At 61.0% G+C, this 26822-nt stretch carries 18 protein-coding genes; 6 read left to right on the top strand and 12 right to left on the bottom strand.

The genetic code is table 11. From position 1 onward, the window contains the following. Positions 1 to 103 precede the first annotated feature (103 nt). Entirely contained in the window at positions 104 to 1918 is a 1815-nt protein-coding gene (locus RIE53_13220) for a T9SS type A sorting domain-containing protein (protein ID MEQ9105645.1), read from the top strand. Positions 1919 to 2394: 476 nt separating this feature from the next. On the opposite strand, the gene RIE53_13215 is transcribed toward RIE53_13220, so the two are convergent. The 3 genes from RIE53_13215 to RIE53_13205 all read right to left on the bottom strand — a co-directional run bounded on the left by RIE53_13215 (position 2395) and on the right by RIE53_13205 (position 7620). Next, positions 2395 to 5646 (bottom strand): S41 family peptidase, encoded by a 3252-nt coding sequence (locus tag RIE53_13215; GenBank protein ID MEQ9105644.1) that lies wholly within the window; start codon positions 5644 to 5646, stop codon positions 2395 to 2397. A 94-nt stretch (positions 5647 to 5740) separates the two neighbouring features. Next, the gene (locus tag RIE53_13210; GenBank protein MEQ9105643.1) at positions 5741 to 6706 is read right to left on the bottom strand and encodes a hypothetical protein; all 966 of its coding nucleotides are present in this window, start codon (positions 6704 to 6706) and stop codon (positions 5741 to 5743) included. A gap of 137 nt (positions 6707 to 6843) precedes the next feature. Continuing rightward, the gene (locus tag RIE53_13205) at positions 6844 to 7620 is read right to left on the bottom strand and encodes a hypothetical protein (GenBank protein MEQ9105642.1); all 777 of its coding nucleotides are present in this window, start codon (positions 7618 to 7620) and stop codon (positions 6844 to 6846) included. 158 nt (positions 7621 to 7778) lie between these two features. Between RIE53_13205 and RIE53_13200 the strand changes: the two genes are divergently transcribed. Then, complete coding sequence (locus RIE53_13200) at positions 7779 to 10241, top strand: FG-GAP-like repeat-containing protein (protein ID MEQ9105641.1); 2463 nt, start codon at positions 7779 to 7781, stop codon at positions 10239 to 10241. A gap of 1 nt (position 10242) precedes the next feature. Here RIE53_13200 and RIE53_13195 read toward each other — a convergent pair whose 3' ends face one another. The 5 genes from RIE53_13195 to RIE53_13175 form a co-directional block, all read right to left on the bottom strand. Continuing rightward, positions 10243 to 11100, bottom strand: coding sequence for an FkbM family methyltransferase (locus RIE53_13195; protein ID MEQ9105640.1), 858 nt, complete (start codon positions 11098 to 11100; stop codon positions 10243 to 10245). 87 nt (positions 11101 to 11187) lie between these two features. Next, positions 11188 to 12138 (bottom strand): hypothetical protein, encoded by a 951-nt coding sequence (locus RIE53_13190; protein ID MEQ9105639.1) that lies wholly within the window; start codon positions 12136 to 12138, stop codon positions 11188 to 11190. A gap of 64 nt (positions 12139 to 12202) precedes the next feature. Then, positions 12203 to 12802, bottom strand: a complete 600-nt coding sequence (locus RIE53_13185; GenBank protein ID MEQ9105638.1) for a YceI family protein — start codon at positions 12800 to 12802, stop codon at positions 12203 to 12205. A 126-nt stretch (positions 12803 to 12928) separates the two neighbouring features. After that, the gene (locus RIE53_13180; protein MEQ9105637.1) at positions 12929 to 14215 is read right to left on the bottom strand and encodes a hypothetical protein; all 1287 of its coding nucleotides are present in this window, start codon (positions 14213 to 14215) and stop codon (positions 12929 to 12931) included. Between the two features lie 61 nt (positions 14216 to 14276). Beyond that, positions 14277 to 14846, bottom strand: coding sequence for a YceI family protein (locus tag RIE53_13175; GenBank protein ID MEQ9105636.1), 570 nt, complete (start codon positions 14844 to 14846; stop codon positions 14277 to 14279). A 187-nt stretch (positions 14847 to 15033) separates the two neighbouring features. Here RIE53_13175 and hrpB point away from each other — a divergent pair, with 187 nt between their 5' ends. Together hrpB and RIE53_13165 are read left to right on the top strand one after the other, a co-directional pair. Beyond that, positions 15034 to 17571: an ATP-dependent helicase HrpB gene (hrpB, locus tag RIE53_13170; protein MEQ9105635.1), complete on the top strand. Its 2538-nt coding sequence runs from the start codon at positions 15034 to 15036 to the stop codon at positions 17569 to 17571. A gap of 479 nt (positions 17572 to 18050) precedes the next feature. Beyond that, positions 18051 to 19070 carry a hypothetical protein gene (locus RIE53_13165; GenBank protein ID MEQ9105634.1) on the top strand — a complete coding sequence of 340 codons (1020 nt, stop codon included), beginning with the start codon at positions 18051 to 18053 and terminating at the stop codon, positions 19068 to 19070. 3 nt (positions 19071 to 19073) lie between these two features. Here the strand turns inward: RIE53_13165 and RIE53_13160 are convergent, their stop codons facing one another. The 3 genes from RIE53_13160 to RIE53_13150 form a co-directional block, all read right to left on the bottom strand. Beyond that, a complete protein-coding gene (locus RIE53_13160) occupies positions 19074 to 20966 on the bottom strand; it encodes a multicopper oxidase domain-containing protein (protein ID MEQ9105633.1) in 1893 nt (630 codons plus the stop codon). A gap of 96 nt (positions 20967 to 21062) precedes the next feature. Continuing rightward, positions 21063 to 21572 carry an Rrf2 family transcriptional regulator gene (locus RIE53_13155; protein ID MEQ9105632.1) on the bottom strand — a complete coding sequence of 170 codons (510 nt, stop codon included), beginning with the start codon at positions 21570 to 21572 and terminating at the stop codon, positions 21063 to 21065. Between the two features lie 63 nt (positions 21573 to 21635). Continuing rightward, the gene (locus tag RIE53_13150) at positions 21636 to 21908 is read right to left on the bottom strand and encodes a hypothetical protein (GenBank protein MEQ9105631.1); all 273 of its coding nucleotides are present in this window, start codon (positions 21906 to 21908) and stop codon (positions 21636 to 21638) included. Between the two features lie 106 nt (positions 21909 to 22014). Between RIE53_13150 and RIE53_13145 the strand changes: the two genes are divergently transcribed. Further along, entirely contained in the window at positions 22015 to 24435 is a 2421-nt protein-coding gene (locus RIE53_13145) for a DUF5686 family protein (GenBank protein MEQ9105630.1), read from the top strand. 134 nt (positions 24436 to 24569) lie between these two features. Continuing rightward, entirely contained in the window at positions 24570 to 25211 is a 642-nt protein-coding gene (locus tag RIE53_13140) for a hypothetical protein (protein MEQ9105629.1), read from the top strand. Positions 25212 to 25223: 12 nt separating this feature from the next. On the opposite strand, the gene RIE53_13135 is transcribed toward RIE53_13140, so the two are convergent. Then, positions 25224 to 26711 carry a PKD domain-containing protein gene (locus RIE53_13135; GenBank protein MEQ9105628.1) on the bottom strand — a complete coding sequence of 496 codons (1488 nt, stop codon included), beginning with the start codon at positions 26709 to 26711 and terminating at the stop codon, positions 25224 to 25226. Positions 26712 to 26822: the final 111 nt, after the last annotated feature.

Here is a 26822-nt window from a genome sequence, read left to right as displayed (position 1 = left end):
TAGTTTTACAACGACCGGAAGATCCTATGAGTTTGTGGGCCTAAGATGGATCGAGCATTCTTCCTTTTTGGCATCGCGACAACAAATTAGGAGGTGACTACAGATGAAAAGAATCTACCTGCTTTCAGTATTCTGCATACTCGCTATCGGCTACGCCCGCGGACAGAATTTCAGCGTGGACGCCGGGCCGAATGCTACGATCGCAAAGGGAAGTTCAACACAATTAAATGCGATTCTGACGCCTTCGATAGGTAGGTATTCGGCGTCGGAAGAAATTTGCATTTTTGATGTTGGAGGTAGCTGCAATTTCAGTAGGAACCTATGCAATGACAATTTTACCAATACTCCCGGGTCAAAGTCATCTCCGAATTTCACACTGCCTGGTGCAGTGAGGATTGAGAGCATAGATTTTGAATTCTATTTCACGTGTGCGGATGCCTCCTTCGAACTTCTGTTGAACAATAATCACTTTGCAACGGCCAGCTTTTTGAATATGGAGGAGTGTTCCTGCACTCCTGAAAGCACCTATCCCATCTCCTATCGCGTGGATGACTCGGATGCAATGCAAGCCGCGTGGAATTTTGAAGGCACAAACACTCTGACGGTCAACAACGTTACTAATGGTGACAACTTCGTAGCAGGGTATAAGGCGACAATTAGCTACACAGCAGAACCTGTATTCAGGTGGAACCCATCTTTTGGGCTAAGTAATTCCAACACAGCTGATCCTATTGCATCTCCACTCGTGACTACGCTCTACACTGTCTTCGTAAACGCAGGTGCGGGTTGGGGTCAAGCGGATGATCAAATCCTGGTAACAGTATCAAATATTGTTGACTCTGATTTAGACGGAGTCGCCGATCCGGACGACAATTGCCCGACGGCTGCCAATCCTGGACAAGAGGATTTCGATTATGATCTTGTGGGTGATGTCTGCGACGCGGACGACGACAACGATGGTGTTTCCGACGTGGAAGAGGATCTGGATGGAACGGATCCGTTCGATTCTGACTCTGACGACGACGGTGTGAATGATGGCATGGACCAGTTCCCCCTTGATGCTGGCGAATCAGTAGATACAGATCTGGATGGGCTGGGGGACAACGCCGACCAGGACGACAACAACGACGGTCAGGTAGACGTCCTTCAGGATGCTCAGAGTGACATATCTGCCTTGCTTGGAGTTGGCGACAAGAAGGACGACAAGGAATTGGAGAAGGCTCTGAAGAGCATCGAAGACGCGCTGGACGCTGGCCTGTGGCTGGACACGTCGCTGCTCATCCTCGACCCAAAGGACGGCCACAAGGTCTTCAGCGAGCTCAAGAAAGCTGCAAAGGATCTGCAAAAGCTGATCAAGAACGGTGGTCCCGCCGCTGCAGGTTCACAGGCAGCCCTTGAGGCCCTCGCCGATCTGACTGAGGCAATTGCCATGAATGCGCTGGACAGCGCAACGCTTGCCTGCACCGCCGACAAATGCCTCAAAGAGCTGGACAAGGCCACCGTGGAAATGGCGGACGCAGCCGACGAACGTCTGGCTGGTGACCTTGACAAAGCCATTGACGACTACAAGAAGGCGTGGGAGTACACGACAAAGATGGCAGGCGAGGGCACCATCAACAAGGGCGATACTCTGGTGGCCACGTTGGACGTCCCGGCGACATTTGAACTCCTTGGCAACTACCCCAACCCGTTCAATCCGGTTACAACCATCCGCTTCAATCTGCCCGAATCTGCCAGGGTCAGCCTGGCCGTCTTCGATGCTGCCGGTCGTGAAGTGGCCCGGCTTGTGGACGGTGTTGTCGGGGCTGGTGTGCACGAAGCCTCCCTCAACGCGGCCCACCTACCGAGTGGCATGTACCTGTCGCGGTTCGTGACGCCGGCGGGGACCTATTCGAAGTCCATGATCCTGATGAAGTAGGAATCAACCAGCGATACTCCAGTTGAAACGGAAGCCGTGGCGTCACAGCGATGTCAGGGCTTCTGTTTGTTTGGGAGACCCTCCCCAGGGGTTGTAAGCTGCCCTGAAGTCGGTGAACCTCGAAGTCCTTGTGCGTGCTCGAACCAGTTCCCGAAGGGGTTCCCGAGATACCGTCCAAACCTACCCTGATCTACTCAGGTATACATACCTAAATCGGCGAAATAGGCTATTCAGGGCCGCTTTCGCCGTCGTCACCACTTTCTCCTAATGAGCAGGTCAGCGGTTCGAGTCCGCTCATTGGCTCCATTTCCCGGGGATTTCCTCCCGCAAGTAAGCGATGTGCGCCCGGGATCGTAGAAAATGTGTAGAACGCGGTTCGAGCACGTTCGGGTAAGACCATGTATAAAACCATCGAAGCCATTCTGGACAAGGACGGACGCAACAATGGACGACGTCAGGAAGGCCGTTGGCGCCGGTCAACGATTGTGCCACGGCGTAGGGAAACCAGATCCTGGAATGAGTTCGGGATAGGGCGGCGGTTCGGGCCACGGCCTCGGATCCTCTTCAATGAGGCGCATCAGGTGCTGGACCGCGGCTTCGAGCTGCGCATCCTGTCCCGTCCACGTGGCATGCGGCGGATTGTCGACCTCAACGTCGGGATCGAAGCCCCAGCCCTCAATGAGCCACTCATCATGCGCAAAAACACCCATTTGGGAGGCGCGAGTTATGCCGCCGTCCACCTGTCTGTTGGAACTGCTCAGCCAGACTTCGCCGCCCCAGGTCCGCATACCGATCGATGCACCGAGGCCGAGCCGCCGGAATCCGTCCGCAACGGCCTCGCCGTCCGATGCCGTGCGCTCGTCGACCAGGATGACTAGATGTCCGCCGAAGCTGAACTGCATGTTCGGAGAAACAACCCCGTCTGCGCGCGGCTTGAACCACGCCCATGGTCGCCGGAGCAGCTGTGTCAAAATCCAGGAGTCTATGTTGCCGCCGTTGTTGTGGCGCACGTCAATGATGATGGCTTGCCGGTCGAGCTGCGAATAGAACTCGCGTGTAAACTGGCCTGCATCGCCGCCGCCCATGGCGCGGAGGTGTACGTAGCCGATCTGACCCTGTGAGAGACGCTCGGCCTCCAGGCGCCGCGTGTATTCCCATTCGTGGTAGCGCAGATCAAACTCCTGTCTCCCACTTATGGCGCGCGTGACGACGTCGCGACGCGCACCTCCCGGATCCTGTATGCCAAGGCGCACCTGCTTTCCGGCCTGCTCAAGCAGCAGTTCGCCCATGGCCCTGGCGTCGCGGGCCGCCTGGCCATTGACCGACAGAATGATACTTCCTTCCCGGACATCCGCATCTGGATGGGCAAGAGGCGAGCGGAATTCCGGTAGATCCGGATCGTGCTGCAGCCGATGGACCAGGCGGAACCCGCCGGTATTGGCGTCGCGCTCGAAATCGCCGCCGAGCGCAGCCGGCGCGGCCTTGTTTTCGCCCTCGCGCGCATCTCCCCCTCCTGCATTCGAGTGCAGCAGGCTCAGTTCAGAGACCAGCATGCCCTGCAGGTCGGCCAGCGCTTCGCGCGATCCGACTCTCGGGAGAAGCGGCGCATATTTGACGCGCATGGCTTCCCAGTCCACACCCCCCATGTCCGGATCCCAGAAATAATCCCGGTGCAGCCGCCACATATCCAAGTAAATCTGACTCCACTCGGCCCGTTTGTCCACCGCAAATGCCCAGTCGTCCAGTTGCACCCTGTTTTCGTTCTCGAGCTTGGCGTCAGCTCCGGCCAGCGCATCAATGACGTGAAAGGCGTCACCTCTTCGGAGGATTACCTTCGTGCCGTCCCCGGAAAGCGTAAAACCCGAGCCGGACTCCACGATCTTGACGGGTTCAGCGTCCGGCTTCAGGTCGAGTGCCATGAGGCTGTTTTCAGATGCATCGCGGTACAGGATGCGCTTGTCGGTTACGCCGACAAGGTTCCACGATCCGGCTGGCACGGGCACCTCGCGCACGTGCGCAGCAAAATCCCACCGGTACGTATGGTCCGCGCTGGAACGGTCGATCCGTTGACCGCCCTGTGCTCCTTTCAGATCGAGTTCGGTCGGCTCGGCAAACGGAAACAAGGCACCCTCGACGAGCGGCATGGCGTAGATTTTGGCACGGTCGTCAAAATGCGGCATGGGCGCGCGTTCTCCCCACGGGCTGCTGACGGTTGAGTTCCATGTGCGGGTCGATACGAAGTACAGCCAATGGCCATCCGGCGAGACGATGGGCCAGGTGTCGCTGAACCGATTGGATGTCACCTGCTGCGCCTGGCCCAATGCTACATCGTGTGCCCATAGCACGTCCAGCAGGTTGCGGTCACCGCGACTGTAGATGAGATATTTTGAGTCGGGTGTCCAGGTGAAATCCGAACGCGTGGGCGCATTGGCAATCATGGTCGATGACCCGGATTCCAGGTTGACGAGCCAGAGCTGATTGTCGAAGTCAAGCTGCGCCAGATAGCGGCCATCGGGCGAGGCCGTTGCGCCGAGCCGTAGCATGGCCGGGCCACGCGTGACCTGCGAGGGCGGCTCGGTACCGTCTGTGCGCACCCGCCACCACTCCAGCTCGCCGCTCCTGTCCGAAAGCGCAAACACATGCAGGCTGTCCGGTGTGAAAACGGCGTTCCGGTACCGCACGCCCGAATCGCGCGATACGTGCACCCAGCGGCCCGTTCCAACGGGCGCGGTGAAGAGTTCGCCGCGCGAGACGACGGCGACCCTGCGGCCGTCATGCGCTACGGCCGCGTCTGATATGCGGTCAAACGGCTTCGTTTCCCAATCGATGAGCGACTGTGGAAGATCCGTCTGAAGTTGGATCTCGATTTTTTTGGGCTCCGCTTGCAGAACGTAAAGGTCAGCGCCCATCCGGAAAACAAGCTGCGTTCCATCGGATGCCAATTCCTGAATGTCGAAGTCCTCGAACTCCGTGTGGCGCAACAGGTCTGAGCCGTCTTCCTCCATCGACCATACGTTCATGGCGCCCTCACGGTCGGTCAGGAAATAGATGCGTCCGTCTGCCAGCACGTTGGGCTGGCGGGACGTGCCGGGGTAGTCCGTCGTGAGCGGCACGGCTTCAGTCGCACCATCGTCGAAGCGCCAGAGTTTCTGGGCCGTGCCCCCCTTGTACCATCGGCTGTTGCTGCCCTGACGGGGCAGGCGCGCAAAAACGAGCGAGCCATCGGCTGTGAAACTGCCCTCGGCTGCCTGCGAGAGCGGGATTTCATCGAAGTCGCCGGATTCGGGGTCCACAAGCGCCAGGCGGACGTCGGGCAAACCCGCGCTCCAGGAGCCCCGCACGAGCAGGCGGCCATCCTTCGTCCAGTCAACAGGCCGCGCCCCGCCGCGTGCGTCCCACGTCACGCGGCGGGGCACGCCGCCGGAGACCGACATCACATAAACGTCCGGACTCCCTTCGTACGATGCACGAAACGCTACCTGCGTACCATCCGGCGAAAACACGGGAAAGGATTCCTCTCCGGCATGCGTCGTCAGCCGGGAAGCCGTCCCACCGCTTGCGTCCACGGTCCAGAGGTCGCCCTCGGCCGAGAATACAATCCGATCGCCGTGGATGTCCGGATGCCGGTAATACCCTGGGACCTGGGCGGCCAGCGGCTGAACCGGAGTGGCGAAAAGAATGACCGCAAGACCGACCAGCAGGAAACGGAAAGTCCGGAAACAGCTCATGGCAGCGTAAACCTGGAGGGTGGAATCAGCAAAAACAGATGGTACGCATCCACAGCAACAAATGCGCTGGCGGTCACAACGTCCGGACTGCCGTTCAGCGCCACAAAGAAGCCGCCAACCGCGTCTTGATTTCGTCGGCGATGGATCCCGGCATGGTCATGTTCTTCATGAACGCCCATTTCCCGGCGTCCTCGAAGAACATTTTCATCCGGTACATGGCGTCGACAGCCAGGATGTCCACACCATCTCCGGAAGAACGGACCACCAGTTCGATGGGGTAGGCGGCGGCATGATCAATGCCTGGACACGCCAGACCGGATGCCTGGTCCCGATTGCCGGCACCCACAATTTCAAAGGATTTCGACTCCATGGGTGCACCGCTGACGCCGACCACGGCCCACGAGGCGCCATCAGGATGGTAAACGTACTTGACGTCGAGGCCCCAGGTCATGGCGCCGTCCCCGAATGATGTCCGGATGCGATCGAGTGCCGTTTCAAGACTCATGCCGTCTGCATGGTGCAGGAGTCCAATGCGTTCGTCGAACAGCCCTCCGGCCATGACCCCCATGGTCTTCCCGATGTGGCCGCGCGACCGTTCCTGTCCGCGGGATTCCGCATTTCCGGATGCCAGGGGTGCGAACAGTCGGGCAGCATGCTGTTCGGCGCTGCTGACGGCCGACGGATGGTCCAGCAGAACGGTTCTCCAGATGGACACGGGATTCACGACGACCACATGGGCCCCTTCCTCGTCACGGATGAGCGCCCATCGGTCCACCATGCCGAACGGCGCCGTCTCGGCGTTGAGGGCAGACAGGTCGGTTGAGGCATCGGCGTGCACCCCGGCAAAAACCGTTGCAACGGACGTGCATCCTTCGGGGGATGCGGCATCCCATGTGCCGACAATCTCCCAGCCGTTCTCTGACAGCGTTTGGGTATAGGCCCCTGCTTCGTTGGCCGGTAACGTGTAGGACCGGTATACGGATGCCGGCTGAGCGACGACCGTGACCGTGGAGCACAGGAGTACGGCAATCAAGGCGTGCGAGCGGGGAGAGCACTTCATGGGCGTGTCCGGAATGTGAAGGATTCGGCTGGGTAAAACAGCGCACCCTGACAAGCTCGGTGTTCTCGAACCGTTGGGTTCCCGGAGAAATTCAGGCACACGCTGCCGGGCTCTGCCTCATTCGGACGGAGGGGAAGTCACCACGACCAGCGTTCCATGCCGGGAAAGAGATCATCGAGACGGACGTCGCCGGAGTCGGTCTGCGCTACGGGATGGATGAGGCGCAGCCCGTGGCTGTAGTCCTCGTAGCGGTCATGATGCACGAGGGACAGGGGCTGGATGGGCTCGCCGACGGCGGTGTGCCAGCCGTAGATGGCAATCCGCCCCGGCTGTGAATCCAGGCGGACCGTCGCCACGATGTCCTTCTTGTGGCCGGCAATCAAACCACCGGGCGCGCGGCCGGCGCGCTGGGTTTCTATCATCTGCTGGTGCGCCAGATAGTACGCGTTCGACGACATCTCCGGGCCCGGCGTCATGGGTTGGGGATCCAGACGCAGGTCGGCTTGCTCGTAGATGGCGTCGACCATGGTCGTTATGGGCAAGTACATGCCCCAGTCCCGGGCAATTTGACGCGCCGAGGGCAGTGTGAGCGGCATCCGGACGAAATCCGAATCGGAACCCACGGACAGGTAATCCCCCGTGACCCGGATGGTCACCGAACGCCCGCCCCCCAGATCCAGCCGAACAGGGTGCATTTCGCGCACGGACGCGGGCACGTTGCCGCCCAGGATTTCCGCCACGGCGCGTTCCTGGCGCCGTTCGGGCGTGGCCGATGCCGTGGCCTGGATGAACACGGATCCGGACAGCAGCGCCCGATCCGGATCCAACACCGGGTCGGATTCAGTCTGCGAGGTACCGGACGGATCGCATGCGGACAGCAACAGCAAGCACGAGCGGAGGACGGCGAAACGCATGGAGACGGTGGGACGATAGCGAAGTCGGACGGAGAGAAGCAAAGCTACGTCACCGCCCAGACAACCGTTCACATGCCAATGGAGACACCTGGAGACGAACCTTGGAGCGTTGACCCGGTAGGCTTCAATGGTCACTCCCGGATACCCTATCAATCACCATGGAAATCGCCAGATTGCACATCGTACCGGTCGTCGTGTTCCTTGCGGTGTTTCCGCCCATGGCCGCTCTCGCCCAGTCTTTTGAGCGGGATACAGCGGGTGCGTTGCACCGTGACAGGAACTACAGTTACGCATCGTCATGGGGCGATATCGACAACGACGGCGATCTGGATCTGTTCGTTGCCAACGCAGCGGGTGAAGCCGGATTCAACCAGGTCTTTGAAAATGATGGATTCGGTATACTTCGATTGATGGAGAACCATCCGGTCAGTCAGGAAAGCCATAATACCGTGTCGGGAAAGTGGATTGACCTCGACCAGGACGGCCTGCTCGATTTGATGGTCACCCACCTCAGTGGTGAGCCCTTCCATTTCGAGAACCGGGGCGCCGGGGTGTGGCAGGAAAACGGGCAAACATTCGAGCATGTCACACATGGATCCCGGAAAATCGGGCCGATCGATTTCGACCAGGACGGGGATCTGGATCTGTACGTGTCCATCCGCGGGGACTCCAGGAATCTGTTTCTGGTCCAGAACGACAACGGATCCTTCGAAAACCGGATAAGGGAGCATTTCGGGGATGACAGACAGGACTCCACCTGTGTAGAATGGGCGGATGCGGACAACGATGGAGACATGGATCTGTTTGTCTGCAACGCAACGTCCGATAACGTCCTTTATGAGCACAAAGAGGACCACACGTTTGAGCGGGTGGACAACATGCTGAGCAACGATGGTGGTCGGACCGGAGGAGCCGTGTGGGGCGACTATGACATGGATGGAGATCTGGATTTGTATGTCGCCAATGTCGACGAGCAGGAGAACTACTACTACCGGAATGACGGAGGACTGGTTTTCGAGAAGATCCTGACCGGCGACCACGTGACCGACAGGGGAGCGTCAAACACGGCACATACGGCAGATTTCGACAATGATGGTGATCTGGACTTGTTCGTCCCGGACCTCTCCGGAGTGAACGACCTGTTCCTGAACGACGGATCCGGAAATTTCGTCAAGGTATCGTCCAAATCAATGTCAGAGGTGTCACTCCGGACAGCCAGCGCGAGTCTGGCCGATGTGGACCGTGATGGGGATGTGGATATCCAGACCAACAACATTCCCGATCAGTCGGGTGAGGGAGGGTACAACCACCTTTATTTCAACCAGACCACACCGGCGGAATCCTCCCGTTGGCTCACCCTCGAATTGAAAGGCGAGCTGTCCAATATCCACGGAATAGGGGCCCGGGTGCGCGTTGTGGCTACAAGTGCAGGACGGGTTCTTGAGATGATCCGCGAAATCACAGGCAGCGCGGGCAGCAGCATAGGCGGATACGAAGCTGCGTTCGGTTTGAGCGGGGCAACCGTCGTCGATTCGTTGATCATCGACTGGCCGTCCGGAGTGCGTCAGACGCTCAACCACGTTGCTGTCAACCGTCACGTGGTGGTCCATGAGGCACCGCTCAGCGCGAAAGCGGATCGCTTCATTGTTTCGTCCGGTCCCACCGTCCAGATCCCGATCGAGATAGCGGGGGACACCGCGGTGACGGAGGTAACCACTTATTACAGACCCGTCGGCTCGCAGGCATACGTGTCCATCCAGGCCAGCCGGATTTCGGCAACCCGGTACACGGCCACCATCGAGCAGGTGACGACAGATCTCGAGTTCTTCGTTCAGATACATTCGAGCACCTCCTCATTTGCCGTCGGCAGCGCGGCCTCCCCTCACATCGTGATCCTGAAGACCGTCAATCCTCGTATTTATCGCAGTGAGGACGTTCCGCACGACAACGGAAACCAGATCCGACTGGAATGGGCGGCCTCTGCATTGGACGTTGACATCCTGGACCTCCCATACTACAGCGTATGGAGATCACTGCCACCCGGTACCGATTCCGGGAGCAATCTGGCTCATGACCCTGACATCGTCATTGCACGTCCCGAACGATGGCGTCTGTCCAAATCCGGGTACGTGTGGGAATGGCTTGCCAACTCGCCTGCATTGCGACTTGATCAATACGCCTATACCGCTCCGACACTGTTCAATTCGGGATTGAGCACGGATGGCACGCACTACTTCATGGTGGTTGCCCACACATCGGATGAAAATGTTTTTTATCTCTCCAACGTGGTCAGCGGCGCATCCGAGGGCGACGTTGTTGCAACCGGGGTCCATGCATGGACGTCAGTCCACGACTCAAATCAGATCCAGGGAATGTCCGCATTCCCCATGCCGGCCATATCGTCCCTGTCCGTGGAATTGGAGTTAAAGCAGGCTTCAGAGGTGACCATTGCGCTGTTTGACATTCTGGGACGAAAATTGGACGTTCTGGGCGAGTCACAGAGCTCTGCAGGCAATACCAGATTGACCTTCGATGTTTCAGGGTATCCGTCAGGAGCCTATATCCTGGTGGCCACGTCCCTGTCTCAGCGGAGACAAATTCCCCTCGTAATCAGCAGGTGATTCACAGGCGGACTACGGTCCCCACGGATTCCAGCAGGTTGACTTTTTCAGTCGGGCAGAACAGGAAGTCATTGGTGGACGATGCGTCATGTCTCAGGTCGCTGACCTCCACCAAGGAGTGTCCTGCAATGCGGAAGAGTGCGTAGTCCAGAGCGGCAATCTCCTGCTGGATTTCCGCTTCGACCCGGTTTGGCAACACCTCGCAGAACACGATGGGCCGATGCGTCCCGAAGGTCTTCCTGGCGCCTTTGATGACCATGTGTTCCGTGGCTTCCGTATCGATCTTGATCAGGTCGATCCCGTGGCCCCGGTATGCGTCCATGAAATCATCCAGCGTCTGAAGCGTGACGGGTATGGCCATTCTCCGTTCTGTCCGGTATCCCTGTACTTCGTCAAGGCTTCCCGTGCTTACCAATTGATCCTCCACGAAGAGGAACTTGGGATTGAGGGAAAAATGGAACTCGGACGCTCCGGATGCATCCGACAATGCAATTTGATAGGCATCCACGTTCACCGCTTGGTTGGCCAACGCGTTCCGCTTCAAATATGTGAACGCAGCCGGAAGGGGCTCAAAGCTGACTACCTTGATTTTCGGGTTGTATTTGACAGCGAGCAGAGAATACAACCCGATATTCGCCCCGACATCGAAGAACGAGTCTGCCTGTTCTGCCAGCCGTCTGAACCAGACCTGCATACCAGGCTCGAATCCATTCAAACCCTTCCAGAACAGCACCTTTCCCTGGTAGCAGGTTGGATTCACGTGCAGGAGAAGCGGTGACATGCCCGGAACCGGGACGTTCAGCAGGCCATCCACCGGAAACTGGTACTTCTCCGGGACGAACGACTTGAACGGGGACACAACAAAACGCGCAATGCGGTTGCCAGTCGGGGTGTATAGAAAAGGTCGAGCGTTCATTCGCGCAGTGTTAGACAGGCAAGGTGTGTGTCACGGTGCGGACAAACGTGCCAGGTCGGCTACCGCCGCGATGGTTCCGAAGGCGGCCCAGTGCTGACCGGCCACCACGTCGCGGAAAATTGCGAGGGCGCGCGTCGTATCGCCTTCCGTCAGGTACCAGTTGCCGACGCCGTAGCCCTGGGTGGCCAGGTTGAGCGCGACGTCACCATCGGCACGGCCGAGGAGCGAGTCGGGCGCGACGAGCCCCTGGTACATCAGGATGCGCCTGTGATAAACGTGGTTTTCCAGCAGTTCCATGTCGGGCGTCACGAAGGCAATGACTTCGCGGGCCTCGTCGTGCAGGCCCGACCGGCGCAGTGCCATGTACTCCCAATCGGCGGCGGCGACGCGCATGTCGTCATTCGTGGCGATGGCGCGGCAGTGTCCGAAGTGCCGGGCGGCCTCCTCGAAAGCACCCAGCAGATAGTGGGCCAGTCCGAGGTGGTAATGGATGTTGGTCTGGAGCGTGCTGGTCGGAATGCCCGCCGCGTTCGGCTGACCGTCCTGTTCGACCACGTCCGGTTGCCCCTCCACCGCCGCGGCGGCGGCCGAAAGGTCCTCGCGCGCCTGCTCGAACGCGCGCACGGAAATCAGGCGATGCCCGCGGTGCCGGAGCAGCTCCGGATGGTTCGGCCAGCGCTCCAGGCCCTCCGAAAAGACCTCGATGGCATCGTGGTAGCGCCACAGATAAGCGGTGCGCCGCCCGACCCAGATGAGCGCATCCACGTCGTCCGGGTTATCGGCCAGACGGGCTTCGGCGGCGGCAAGGTCGGCCTCCATTGCGGAACGAGCTTCGTCCGAAACCGGGGGTTCTGGAATCTGGACGCGGGTGTATTCGGGGGCAGATGCCGTGTCGGGCTCGGCGCATCCGGCGAGCGCCAGCGCCAGGATCATAATCGGGATGCAGACAGGCAAGGACGGACGGGGGCGGGAGGTGGGCATGGCGGGCAGGGGTTGATGCGGGTGCAGACCCCAATCTACGATGCGCCGCGAACATGCCCCGGACTCAGTGCCCCTCCCGTTCCGCTATCAACTCGAATCCGATAGTGATTTCATCCCGCGCCTTGACCAGTCCCAGGAGCGCGGTCGGCGGCGTGATGCCGAAATCCGTCATCTTCAGGTCCTTTTTTCCTGTTCCGCGATACCTGCCGTCCTCCAGACGATCGGCCGTCATGAGGACCACGACTTCGCGGGATTGGCCGGCCAGGGTGAGCGTCCCGACGACCTGGACGCGGAGGCTGTCCCCGGGCGCGTGCACGCGTTCGGCATAATCGAGGCGGAAGGTGATGGTTGGAAACTCATCGGCCTTCATGGCATCGCGCAGGTCCTTGTTCATGCGGCGGTTTCCGCAGTCCAGGGCCGGCACCTGAACGGTGATCAAGGCCGGCGATTCCGATCCCGTGACCGAGTCACGGCCTTTCAGGACACCGGTACCGTCCATGTCCGTGGCATGGCAGGTGAAGCTGTTCACACTGGATGTGCCATCAATCCACAGGCGGCTTTCCTCGGCCAGGGCCCATTCCTGCACCGAAACCGCATGCGGAATGAGGATGGGCATGGCCATAAGCAGGAATGCGATCACACCGGAAACTCGATTGGGGCGCATGGGCGTCAATTGAACAGCGGGTAGAGGGGAGGGGAGACGAGGTTGAGGGCAGGCCTTCTACGCAAGAAGGGGCGCCGCGTTTTGCGCGGCGCCCCCCTTGTTCTGCACGAAACAGATTAGAAAGCGTCAGAAAGCAACCACACCTTCGATGGTGATGCCATCGAACTGACCTTCGTGCAGGATGCTGCTGGCCGGGTAGTCATTGTAGTTCTGGACTACATAGTTCACCTTGAGCAGCACATTCGGCGTGGCGAACCAGCCTGCGGCGACCTGGATACGGTCGCTGGAGATGTCGCCGGCGGCGGTTTCGCCGTCAACCACGTTGTAGCGGACGCCTACGTAGGCCGTTTCGTCTTCCAGGAAGCGGTACAGCACGTCGGCCGCCATCTGCGTGTAGGTGTAGTCCGGTCCTTCGACGCCGCCCTGGATGGCATTGCCGGTAGCCGTTTCGTACACGCCATGGAACTCAGCGCCCATGAACTTCACGAACGGATTGATCTGGATGGCCGTGACCTTGTTGCGGAAGCCGGGGTTGATGCGGCCGTTGGTGAAGCTGGATCCAGCCGACTTGACCATAACATCGTAGAAGCGGGTGCCGGCGCGGTCGCCGCCATAGAGCGTGTTGGAGATGGACTTGCTGGTCGTGTAGATGCTGCCCGAGAGGCGGACCCGGAGGTCGTCCTGGAGCTGGCGATCGAAGGCCAACTTGCCGATGATGGACGGAGCACGGTCATCGGGACGGTCCACGCGGCCGCGGATTTCGCCGTCGGTGATGCCGACCATGCCCATGAGGCCATTCTTCTGGACATAGATTTCAGCGCCGATTTCCGTGGAGAACGAATCCATGATCAGGTTGCCCACGAAGGGGTTGTAGATGGCCTGGCCGTTGTCCGAGCGACGGAAGTGCGCATCGCCGTAGTTCAACTCCATGTGTCCCACGCGGATGGTGACGTACTCCATGAGGTTGTCAAGCGCTTCGCTGTTCAGCATGGGCAGCTTGTCTACCTGCAGGAATCCACCTTTCACCCATGCTTCCGAGTGGTGCTGGGACGACAGGTACGTGATCAGGTTGACCTGGATACCATCGGCCAACTGGGCGCCGAGCAGCAGGTTGGCGGTGGCGAGGTTGAAGCCATTGCCGAGTTCCAGCAGGTCATTGTCCGGATTGTTGGTCGGGTTGGCATTCTCGTGGCTCAGCATCTGGAACTGCTGCGTGAAGGCAGCGCCCCAGTAGACTTCAAATCCGGTGAAGGGCTTTGCGTCTTCCTTGGTGGTCTCAAAAACGTTGGTTCCGCGGCCGTCGTAGGGACGGAAGTACTGCAACGTTTCCTGTTGTGCGCTGGCAACCATGGGCAGGGCCATGGCCATCGCCAGGAGCGTGATGGTGAAAATGTGTAGCTGGTTGCGTTTCATGGCAGTGATGCGATGGTGTGAGACAGATTGGAGAGAATTACCGAGTTGCACAGTGCGATAGTTACTGTGCGTCCGGAATGTTGGTGACGATCTCGAAGTGGACCTTGACTTCGTCGCCCGTTTTGAGCGTGCCGAGCATGGCCGTTGGAGGATCGACGTTGAAGTCGGACATGACCACAGGGACTTCACCCGCGAAGGTCACGGTGTTGCCGGTATGGACGGCCGTTACGGGGAAGACCAGTTGTTTTGTTGCGCCGGCGAGTGTCAGGACACCGGTGACATCAATCTGGTCGCCGATGGTCGTAGACTCGATGGTGAAGCTGATGGTCGGCGTGTTCTTGTCGTTCAGCGCCTCGTTCACCTTCTTGTTCATGGTGCGGCTGTCGCAGTCGATATTTTCAACGGGGACCGAGAACGTGCCGGCGGAGATGGAAGTCACGGCGTCGGATACGCTGGCGGTGACAGAACCGGTGACGTCCTTGACGTCGCACTTCCAATCATGGACGGTGGACGTACCCGTCACCCACATTTTGCTGTCGGGCGAGAAGGTCAGTTTGACGGAGTCGGTTTGCGCGGTGGCCGTCGAAGCGGACAGGCCGAAGGCGAGGAGAAAAAGGAGTAACGTTTTCATGGATCGGGTCAGGTGTTTTGGTTGCTGGTCCAATAATCGGGACGAAACCGGGACTGCCACGTCCGGTATTCAATATGCGTTGTGACCGTCGCCTCCCCACGACCGGTGTAGGTGAGAACCCTACGTTGAGCTCGAAATCGGCCACTGCGCGGCTTTCTGCGCGCTTTTTCACTCCCGAATCCCGCCAATGCCCCACACCCCCACACTTCCGGACCTGCCTGTAGGGGTGGTGCTTAAAGAAGTTCTGGCCGGATTGGTGGCCGGAAACGATGTCGTCCTGGTGGCGCCTCCCGGTGCCGGAAAAACCACCTGTGTACCGCTGGCCTTGCTCGATGCCGGGTGGCGGAACGACCGGAAGATCCTTGTACTGGAGCCCCGGCGACTGGCGGCCCGGGCAGCAGCGCACCGGATGGCACATCTCCTGGGAGAGCAGGTCGGCCAGACGGTCGGCTATCGTGTACGGATGGATACGCGCGTTGGTCAGAATACCGTCATTGAAGTCGTCACGGAAGGCATCCTGACCCGGATGCTGCAGTCGGATCCTGAACTGACGGGCGTAGCGGCCATCCTGTTCGACGAGTTCCACGAGCGCAGCATCCACGCCGATCTGGCCCTGGCACTGACACTGGATGTCCGGGCGGCCGTTCGTCCGGATTTGCGGCTAGTGGTCATGTCTGCCACCCTCGACGACGATCGGGTGGCCTCGGTGCTGCCGCGGGGCACCGTTATCCGGAGCGAGGGCCGTGCCTTCGAGGTGGAAACGCACTGGTCGGACGAACCGCTGCCCCGCTTCATGGAGGACGCCGTGGTGCCCGCGGTGCGACGGGCGCTCGCCGAAACCGAAGGCGATATCCTGGTTTTCCTGCCGGGCGCCGGGGAAATCCGCCGGGTGGAGGAGCGATTGGCGGCAACAGCTCGAGCGCAACCGGGCGAATGGTCGGACAACACCCCGGCCTTGGTAATACGGCCGCTCCATGGTTCGCTGTCTTTCGATGCGCAGGATGCGGCGCTGCAACCCACCCCTCCCGGTCAACGCAAGGTGGTGCTGGCCACGGACATTGCCGAGACCTCCCTGACCATCGACGGCATCCGGGTCGTCATCGACTCGGGGATGCGCCGCGTTCCGGTCCACGACCCGGGCACGGGGCTGACCTCGCTGGCCACCCGGCCCATTTCGCAGGCCTCGGCCAACCAGCGCCGGGGCCGTGCGGGACGCACGGCCCCGGGCGTGTGCTACAGGCTGTGGACCCGTCTGGAAGAATCGCACCGGGCGCCGTACGACCGGCCCGAGATCCTGGATGCCGACCTGGCGCCCCTTGCGCTCGAACTGGCGTGCTGGGGCGTCGGCGACCCGTCGGCGCTGACCTGGCTGGACGCGCCGCCCGAAACAGCCTGGCAGGAAGCACACGGGCTGCTCCGGATGCTCGAAGCGGTGGGGGGCTCGGGGGGCGCCACACCGCATGGCCGCCGGATGGCCGGCGTGGCGGCCCACCCGCGGCTGGCGCACATGATCCTCGCGGCGGACGACCCATGGGCGGCCTGCGGTGTGGCCGCGGTCCTGACCGAGCGGGACCGGGCCGGCATCCGGCAGGTGGACCTCGGCGATCCGCGACGCTGGGCGGGAGTCCGGGACGCCGCGCGCGACTTTGCCTCGGCGGCCGGATGCCGGCCCGGCCCGCTGCCCCCCGAGCCCCCCCTTGGGCCTATTGTGGCACTGGCATTTCCCGAGCGGGTGGCGCAGCGGGTAACGGAGAATGAAGAACGTGGAAGGGGCGCCTCGAAGGGAGGAAATAAAGGCGCCGCCGCTGGGTCCGAGGTGGTTTTCCGGATGCAGAATGGGCAGCTGGTGCATTGCAGCACGGACGATCCGCTGGCGCGCAGTGCGTTCCTGGCCGTCGCATCGACCGGAGGCGCAGGTCCCCGCTCCCGGATTTTCCTGGCGGCGCCGCTGAGTGGGGTGGACGTCCGGCGCCTGGCAGAGGGCTCGGGAAATGGCTCGGGCGGTGGCTCGGGCGGCGTGGAGCTCGTATCGACCCTCTCCTTCGACCCCACCGCCGAGCGCGTCGTGGCCCGCCTGGAGGAGCGGTGGGGGGCGCTCGTGCTGAAGTCAGGGCCGGATCCTGCGGCCGACCCGATGGACATTGCCCACGTGCTCTGCGAGGAAATCCGCTCGCGGGGGCTCCATGTGCTCCCCTGGGAAAAGGAAAGCCGGCAGGTGGCCGATCGGCTGCGCTTCCTGCATGCCCGCGACCCCGAGTGGCCCGACCGTTCGGAAGAGACGCTGCACGAATGGTTGGAGCCCCACCTGGTCGGGATGGCGTCGCTCACGGACCTGAAACGGGTGGACCTGGTGCAAGCCCTCCTGAGCGGGGTGGATCGCCAGGCGTTCGAGCGGCGGGCGCCGGCCCGCATCCAGGTCCCAAGCGGCTCCCGGATTGCCGTGGACTGGTCGAGCGCCGACGGTCCCGTCCTGGCGGTCCGCTTGCAGGAAGTGTTCGGCATGACCCGGACGCCCATGGTCGACGACGGAAAGGTGCCGGTGGTCCTCCACCTGCTCTCACCCGCCCACCGACCGGTCCAGGTCACGACCGATCTGGCCGGATTCTGGACCTCCTCCTACCACGACGTCCGAAAAGACATGCGCGGCCGCTACCCCAAACACTGGTGGCCCGAGAATCCCCTCGACGCCGAGCCTACGACGCGGACCATCAAGAGGAACCAGTAATCGGTGAGTTGCTTTGATTGGGGCATGATATTTAACTCGAGAGTTGCGCCAAACAAAAAAAAAACGATACAATGGCGGCACAACATAAACGAAACCGCCATGACCACGCTATATCGCCCTCTCGTAGTACTCTTCTTTATAATCGTCGCGGTACATGCTGTGGATATCGAGGCGTCAGACGACCGTTCCTCCGGTGTCAGTTTTATTCCTGTAGCATTTGCTGCATGTGAAATAGACGAATATGGAAATGAAGATTGTGGAAGCGATGGATCGAGCGGTGGCAGTGGCGAAGGGTGTGTCTTGGGACAAGTATTGGGGAAACCGTGTGGCTTTGACCGGACATTTCCCTGTCCCGCTTATCAATGCACCATATTGTTCACGTTCAATTGTAGCTGGACCATCAATTGGAAAAACTATTGTGAGGTTCTGGAGGGGTACACACAAGTCTGTGTGTTTGGAAATACCAATCCAAACTGTTGATGACTCGACCAGCCGAAATCATTCTCTTCTGCTTTGTGATGACGTCGCTGATTGGATGTTCACGAGATACGTCAATTGCGAGCAAGGATGCCCTCACCGTCATTTCTCAGAACGTCGAAGATCGGAGGTTTGTAAGAGTCCCGACCGATTCGACTTACCTCGATCTTGACATCGGAAACCTGTTTGTTCGTTCCTTACAGGTAAACGGCGACTCAACCCTGCTCGCTTTGGATGAGGCAAATGTCTCACTTGTGAGAATATCGCCCAAACACGATGAGTTTGAAGTAATTGGAGCGGGACGGGGAAGTGGACCCGGCGAGCACGTAGTCATTACAAACTATGGGCAGACACAAGCTGGCACCATCTGGACATTTGATGCGACTCAAAGTCGAGTTACCCTGTTCGATCGTCGAGGAGTATTCGAATCGACAATTCCATTGGATGCCAGTGTTCAACAGGTATCTGTAAAAGAATCAGGTATATTTGGATTCAGCCTGAATGATGGGGGTTCGATAATAAGATTGTCACCGGACGGCAGGAGCCAGGAAGTTGCAATGGTATTCAGCGGTTCATCAGACGGAAAACCCGGTCTCAAATGGTCTGGACATATGATCGAGGGTGCAAATAACGATGGTTGGGTGCATGTGGCCTCCAATGTCAATTCAATTATGACGTTCATTGAGCCATTCAAACTATCCTTTGCAATGTTCGGAATTGACGGTCCACAAGACCCAAGCATTGTCAATCATGGCGATAGTTATTCGTTCGATTCCAACGCTTCATTGCCTATTCAGATTTTCGGGCTGAATGTGTGGGAGGATACCATCTACGTATTGGCACTGCATCATGTGGCTGAACAAATGACGCTCGATGCATATTCTGCCGTAGACGGCTCTTATAAGTATTCTTTTCGAATACCGGTCAGTACTGGCTGTGCACCGCTTTTTGTTACGGATACAGATATTTTCTCGAGATGTCCGGCGGGACTTGTTAAGCTGGCTCGCGTCGACGTTCAATGAACCCTACTTCCCGGACAATAAAGCGGCGGTGACCAGCCATCGTTGCCGGACCGACAGTTCCGCCACCGGTCCGATTTGCAGTTCATAGGTCCCCGGCTCGAGGGGCGTGAACAGGAAATCGGCGGTTTCGCCCTCTCGGTAGATCCGGGTTTCCATCACGTTCGTGCGCTGGGCCGGGGGGAAGTCGGCGCCATCCTTGGCGATGGCCAGGAGGGGGTAGGGTTGCCCATCTTTCGTCATCAAAAAGCGGGCCGCGGTCACGGGCGCCATTACGGCCAACCGGAGGCGGTGCGTGGTCCCGGCCGTGGTCGTTATATCCGGCTGCTCCCAGGTGCCATTCGCACCCAAGGCCTCCTGGAAGGATTGCGCGCGGTAGCGGCGCCTTCCCCACATATAGACATGGTCGGTTTCGGGATTGAAGACTTCCTCTTCCCCAAGCACAACAATGGCTCCGTACAGCCCGCCCCGTAACTGGTCGATGTCATTCAGATGGGAGTGGTACATGAAGGTCCCGGGCCGCATGAGGGTCAATTTGTAGGTAAAGGAGTCGGCGGGCGCGATGGCGGGAGACATTTTTCCGTGGGAGGCACTGAAATCAGGCACGCCGTCTGCCCAGGCATCGAGCTCCAGTCCGTGCCAGTGCACGCCCGCGGGCTGATCCATGCCGTTCTTCACGGTGACGAAGGTCGGTTCATACTGCCGCATGACCAGGACTGGGCCCGGCGCGGTACGGACCGTTGAATCGGGGTCGTGTACCGGGTCGAAGGCAAAGGCGTAACGATGGAGGGGATTGTCATCGAATTGCAGGGTGTGCAAGGTCAGGTGTCGCGGCTCGCCCCGTTCAATGAGATCCGATGGGCCGGGTTGCACATCGATGCCCATGACCAGGCCGGCCATGTGACCATTGTGGTGCATTTTTCCGTCCGGCAATTGGACGTTCGGAGACACATGGAACGAAAGGTGGCAGTGGAACAGCCACGCGCCTTCCCGTTCCGGCACCCATCGCATGTACATGGTCGTCTGGCCGCGCATGACTTCGGTGACGACCTTCTGGACCAGACTGTCGGGCAGGGCGTGGTTTTCCGTGGCCGTACCCCGGGCCAGGACATCGTAGTAGAATCCATGCAGATGCATGGGATGAACTCTCCTCGACGCGTTTATGACGTGCCAGGACTGTGCTTCGCCCACATCCGTCACCATCCGCTCCGTATCGGGAAAGGATCGTCCGTTGATGAGCAGGGTCTCGAAAGCGCCGTGCTCGTAGGTCGAATCGGGTTGTGACCAGATGTTGATGACCAGGACCCGATCGTCCAATGCGCCCTCAGCCGGGTCCACAATGAACGCGCCGGCGGCCGTTTCGCGCTCGCCGACCTCCCGGATTTCAGTCCCACCGATGATGGCCCCGTACAGGTAGGTACCCGCCTGGCCGGATGTGAAGGTCAAACGGGTGGATTCGCCGGGCGCCAACCGCACGCTGTCCGGGGTCGCCGACGGGCGACGTGCGAATCCGAAGAGCGTGATGGAAGAGTCGGGCAACGCATTCCGTACCGTGGCGTCGATGGTGGTGCCCTGTGGAACGCGAAGGAGCGGTCCCGGCACGGACATCGGGCGTCCAGCCTCGGCAAAAGCCTCGGCGCGAACGCCGGGTCCCGGTTCGCCATTCGGGTAGAGTACCCCCCGCCTAACGTCCAGCACGACAACCAACGTATCTCCGTTCCACGTTCCGGCCGGTGCGCGATTGTCATTCGCCTGGATCACGGAATCGGCGCTGACGACCATTCCGGAAGGCACGTACGTCGGATGGGTGGGCAGATGCTGTGCGACAGAGGGGGTGGTTTGGGCCAGCGCCAAGGCAAGCGCCAACGCGAGTGCCGGAAGGGTGCGATCGGATTGCATGTCGGGACTCCTGGATGACGAGGGGGGTGATGACCGGAAATACCGGACGTCTGCACCAAAGTTGATCCTGACCATCCAGAAGTTGCGCTGACACCGCTAACGGTCTGCCACCGGCACCATGCGCCCCCCGGCCACGCGGTAGGCGGTCCGGATTTCTTCGTTACTGAGGCCCTTCGCGAGGAGTTCAGCCAGGTCGGCGCGGAGCGTGGTACCCTCGACGATATCCGTCAAGGTCAGGGTGTCGAGATGGGCCAATACCCGTTCTGTGGCCTCCCGTTGGACGGCCAGGAAGGCGGCCGCGAAGTGGGCATCCAGCGGATGCCCGTCCTTGGTCGGCAGATCGTGGAGGTCGAAGGCCGGTTCGAATTCGACGGCCCGTGCCACGGCTCCGAGCCCGATTTCCGTCGGCTCCTTGGCCAATCGGACGCCGCCGCCCACGCCCCGGGTGGCGGTCACCAATCCGGCATCGCCCAGATCGGCCACCAGGCGCCGGATGACGACGGGGTGCGAATCCAGACGAATGCCCAGGGATTCAGAGGTCAGGGTGTCCTCGGTGGCAAGGGCCACCAGCAGGTGGACGGCGGAAGAAAAGCGGGTATTGGCCATACCTGAATATGTAACCTGGCAGGTTACATTTCAAGCAAGCCCCTCAAATCAGCGACAGAGGGCTCAATTCGAGAATATCCGGGGCTTTTCCTCGTCGATGACCTCGACGTCCTGGACCGCGAACCAGGATTCGCCCTCGGCGCCGGCGGAGTTGCGATAGGGTTGCTCGGGATCGCCGGTTTCGATGTCGACCACCAGGACCAGGTCCTTTTTCATGCCGGGCGCAACCTCCACCGCCTCCGCCACGTCGGCCACACGACCGGTGACTGTGCCCACGGCAATGCCTTCGCGGCTGTAGAGGTGCACGCGCACCTGTTTTCCAAGGAAATGATACATGCGGACAGGCCCGGGTTCATGGACAGATGCGGTCCTCTACGATCAGAGGGCATCCGGTGATCCGTTGAGCAGAACCTCACCCCGGAAGCGCCGTATCGGGTGCATCATGAAAAAACGCGACCACACAGCCGGGCGATGTCCGTTCCCGATCCCGGGTACGCTTTTGCCGTTGAACAGCCCTCTGCTCCTGGCAGGACTGTGGTTGTTGGTGGGGCTGTGGCTCGGCGGTGCCGAGGTCGCGGCGCAGGTGCGGGTATCGGGCACGGTCGTCGACGCCGACACCGGCACGCCGCTGCCGTCGGCGACGGTGGCCATCCAGGGCACGAGTCGGGGCGTCGTCACGAACCGGGATGGCCAATTCCTGATCATGGCCGATCGGCTGCCGTTCACACTCGAAGTCCGGTTCATCGGGTACGTCACGCGGCGCATCGATATCCGCGCGTTGCCTGACCGGGCCATTGAAGTGGCCCTGAAGCCCTCCACGGTGACCATGGAGGAAATTGTCGTATCGGGCGAAAATCCGGCCGACCGCATCATGCGACGGGTCATTGAGGAAAAAGCGCGATGGCGGCAGGGGTTCACGTCGGCCTATGCCGATACGTACACGCGATTCATGCTGTACAGCCAACTGGATCTGGTGCAGGTTACCGAGAGCGTCCGCGCGTCGTGGTGGACCCCGGCGATCGGCGCGCGAGAACTCGTCCGGGCTACGCGTACGCGGCCACAGGGCAGCGGCACGTTCAAATACGCCGAACCACATGTGGTGGTGAATTTCCTGGACGACGAGGTTCTGCTGCGCGGCACGACCTACGTCGGCCCGACGCATCCCCGTGCGCTGGAAATCTACCGGTTCCTGCTGGGCGGCGTGCGCGAGTTGGATGGCCAGCGGGTGTTCGACATCTATCTGTCGCCCCGGAGCGCCACGCGGCCGGCCTTTTCCGGGCATCTGGCCGTGCTCGATTCCACGTTCATGGTCCTGGAGGCCAACCTGCGTCCGCTGCCGGAAACGGTCGTCACACCGCCCGTGCAGCGCCACGATCTGTATTTCGAACAGCGCTACTCGGCCGTGAATGATTCCGTGTGGATGCCGTTGGGGTTGTACGTAGCGGGCATCGTGGAATTCGGGCGCGTGGGAGCGGCCTATCTGCCGGCCCGGTACGAGCAGTTCTCCAGCCAGAGCCTGCGGGTGGTGAATCCGCCCGTACCCGACTCCTTCCTGGTGGCCGGTCCTGCCGTCCTGTACGATCCGTTGGCGGCCAACCAGGACTTCCTGTTCCAGCGGAATCCGTCCATGATTCCGTTGACGCCCAGGGAGTTGGAGGACATGATGGCCATTCCGCCGACCATGACGCTTGAGCAGGCCTTCCGACCCGAGGGATTGCTGGCGGGCTACACGGCTGTTCCGGTTACGCGCGAGGGGGAGGCCGCGGATGCGGAAGAGGATGCCCGGTTGACGACGTTCCGGGAGTTGACCCGCGGTGACTGGTTCTGGTACAACCGGGTGGACGGATGGCACCCCGGGTTGGGATGGGATCGCTCCTTCGACTTCGGTCTGCAGGTGACGGGGTCCGTGGGATATTCCACGCTGCGCAAAAGGGTCACGTACGATGCGGAAGTGCTCATGCCATGGGGCGGTCGCGTGCTGGGTGGCCATGTGGGCGCCGAGGCCTTCGATGCGACCGGGGTGGTTGCGCGGGAGGATGATCTGGGTCGGTTCGTGCCGGGGTTGTTGACGTATCTGGGTTACGATGACCTGTATGACTACTACCACCGGAGAGGGACGTCGGTCTATGTGGACGTGCGACCGTTCCGGGGGCCGGTGACGCTCTCCTCGCGTATGCGGTGGGAGGTGCATTCCTCGTTGCGCAAACGATCCGATTACATGGGCTGGTTGTTCACCAACGAGCAGCGGGAGAATCCGGCGGTAGAGGACGGGCACCTCCGGTCCCTGGAGTTCGGGGCCTCCATTGGAAAACCGGATGTGCGTGCGCTGGAATTGATTGTCGAACACAGTCCGGGACAGGTCCTGAAATCGGACTATACGTTCACCCGTTTCGAAGCCCGGGCCACCATGGGGTTGCGCACCTTCTACCGGTCCCGCTCCCGACCCAACCGGCTCCGCGTGACGGCATTCGGGGGCACGCGGACCGGATTGTTGCCCATCCAGCGGCAGTTCACGCTCGGCGGATCGTCGGGCCCGTTCGCGGAATATGCCGGCTTCCGGACCCTGCAGAACACGCGGTTCGTGGCCACCGAACTGGCAGGCATCTTCTGGTACCACGACTTCACGACGGCCCCCTGGGAGAAGTTGGGTCTGTGGTGGTTGGCCGAGCAGGGACTGGGACTGCACATTTTCGGTGGTCATGCCTTTACGACCAAGGAGGCGTTCTCGGACATCTATCGCGGACGTTACCACGAAATCGGTGCCGGTATTTCCTATCCGCTCGGCCTGCCGTTCCGCGTGGACGTGGCAACGGGCACGAACGCGACCGGGTTTTCGGTGCGCATAGGGCGGCCGCTCAAATAGGGTATTTGCACTCCCTTGTTCTTTGCTCACCCCGTAGAAGGAAAAAATCGTGTGCTTTACCGGGGTGTGACATTAAGGTGTCACACCCCCTGCGGTACTCTTCGGCAGCATCACCAAAACAATGGCTGACCGACATGAACCGCGTATCTGCATTCCCGACTGTCCAGTGGCTCGAAACCCGCTCACCCGACCGCCCGCCGGTAGGCGCCCCGCGCGCCGCCGCGTTTTCCGGCAAGCGCTCTGGCAAGCTTGTGTTCGGCATGGCGTCACCGGGCCGGCGTCTGGCCGATCGGCTGGAGCGGATGGTGGCTCCGGGCGTGCGGGTGGCCGCGGATACGTGGGTTTCCACGCCCAACGGTGACCAGGAAGTCGATGTCCTGGTTTCAAGCGGCAATCGCCGCGTGGCCATCGTGTTCACCGGCCGGTACGAGCACCGCGCTGCGGAAATGGACGCCGTCCGCCTGGTCTATGGTCGTGCGGATGTCCTGCTCCGTGTGCGGGGTGAGATGTCGAACGAGGCCCTGTACAGCGTGCTGCTGGCCCTGGTGGTGGAGAAACCGGGTTGGTTCACGGCGGCAGGGCGGGTGAAGGCAGGCCGATGGGCCACGCCGTTGGCCGCGATTGCCCTCAGCATGGCGCCGACCGGTCGGTGCGTGGATGGCGTCCCGTTCTGGGACCTGGGCGCCAACCGGATAAGCCGCATGCGCGTGCGGTGCGCCAGCGATTGGGTCCGCCTGTTCGAGGCCGCGCTGGGGTTCTCTGTCCACGGAAAGTAAAGGGCTCCGAGGTCAGTTCCGGGTCTGAAGGTACGAGTCCACGCTGCGTCCGAGCTCGGCGGCTTCGCCCAGCACGCGCGGCGCGGCCTTCTCGACGCGACCCGCCGCCAGGCCGAGGTTGACGTAATACTGCACGACGGCTTCCGCCCGGGCCGTGGCCAGATCATCGGCGCGGCCGGCCGCCTGTTCGGAGGCCAGGGCATATCCCTGGACGACCACCTGGAGTCCGGGGCACGAACCGATGGACACCATGTTCTCCCGCAGCAGTTCGCGCATGGCCAGGGAGAGGGTGGACGAGTTCCGGCCGAAAAACACCACGTGCAACGGTGGCGGGGAACTGCATACGTCGGCTTGGACCGTGACAAGGTGTTCGGATACGGCCGAATGGGCTTCATTTTGGACCTGCAGGGCCACCCGGTAGGTTCCCGGGGCATCGAATGTGTGCTCCGCCTCGCACAACGCCGAGGTGCGCCCGTCCCCGAACGACCAGAGGCAGGTCGTGGGCGTCCCCCGCAGTATGGGGGTAAACGTGACGGTCTCGCCCGGTCGCGGCGAACGGGGTGTCGCGGTAACCGAAAGGATGGATACCCGCTCGAATACGGGCAGCACGGTTACCTGGATTTCGCGGATGACTTCGTCCCGGGCCGTGGACGCGGTCACTCGGACAGTATAGGTCCCCGGGGACGCGTAGCGGTGTACGGCGCTGGCCGTGGACGCCCGCTGCCCGTCCCCGAAGTCCCATGCAACGGCGTAGGACACGGGATCGAGGGCAGCCGACAGGAGGAACAGGGCTTCGTCCCCCGTCCGGACCTGGGCCGGTACGGATATCACGACGTCTCCCAACCGGGGCGGCCGGGGTTTGCGCGTCCATACGATGCCCATGGAAACGGTCGTGACCGCATCCGGGCTCGTGGAGATTGCGCCGGCCCCGTCGAGTCCATCGTTCGGATACGCGGCGAACTGGTCCAGACGCAGGAAAACCGGCCATCCGAAGAGCGGCGTCTGGATACCCAGCCCGACCTGTGGACCGACGGCCGTGGTCCGGCTACCGTTCAGCCTGCCCCAGTAGGTCCCCAGGCCCCCTGCCAGGAACGGGGTGAACCGGCCGATCGGGAGCAGGGTGTAGCGCACCTCGGCGGAAAGATGGTTCCGGCGCGACGACGTGGTCGAAGGGTCCAAACGGTTGGAGGGCAATGAATTGCGGTCAATTTCCGGGTATATGCCGGAGGTCAGGTTACCCACGACCGAGAGCGGTTCGGACAGGCGGTACCCCACGGACAGACCGGCGCCCGGCCCGAAACGTCCGGTCAATCCATCCAGGCCGGATATCCACGGTGCGACGCGGTCCCCGGAGTACAGGTTCGTCTGCAAACGGCCTTCGACGAAGAGCGGACCGGACGCCGTTCCCGGCACGGTCTGGGCTGTGGCCTGCGGGACGCGGGCGAGGCCAATCAGTGCGCAGAGCGCGAGCAGGAAGGGTAACCGGGAGGTTCGGGACACGAATTCAGGGTTCGACGGAATGGAGGGGTGAGGTCCAGCACGAGGGATCGGTGCACGAGGACATGCACAGGGGATCCGAATGGCCTGTAAAATCGTCATGCGGTTTCCTAT

The sequence above is a fragment of the Rhodothermales bacterium genome (assembly GCA_040221055.1).
In the GTDB taxonomy this organism is placed as follows: Bacteria; Bacteroidota; Rhodothermia; order Rhodothermales; family UBA10348; genus 1-14-0-65-60-17.
The sequence above is the reverse complement of the archived record's forward strand: the minus strand, read 5'-3'. Positions and strand labels throughout refer to the sequence as shown.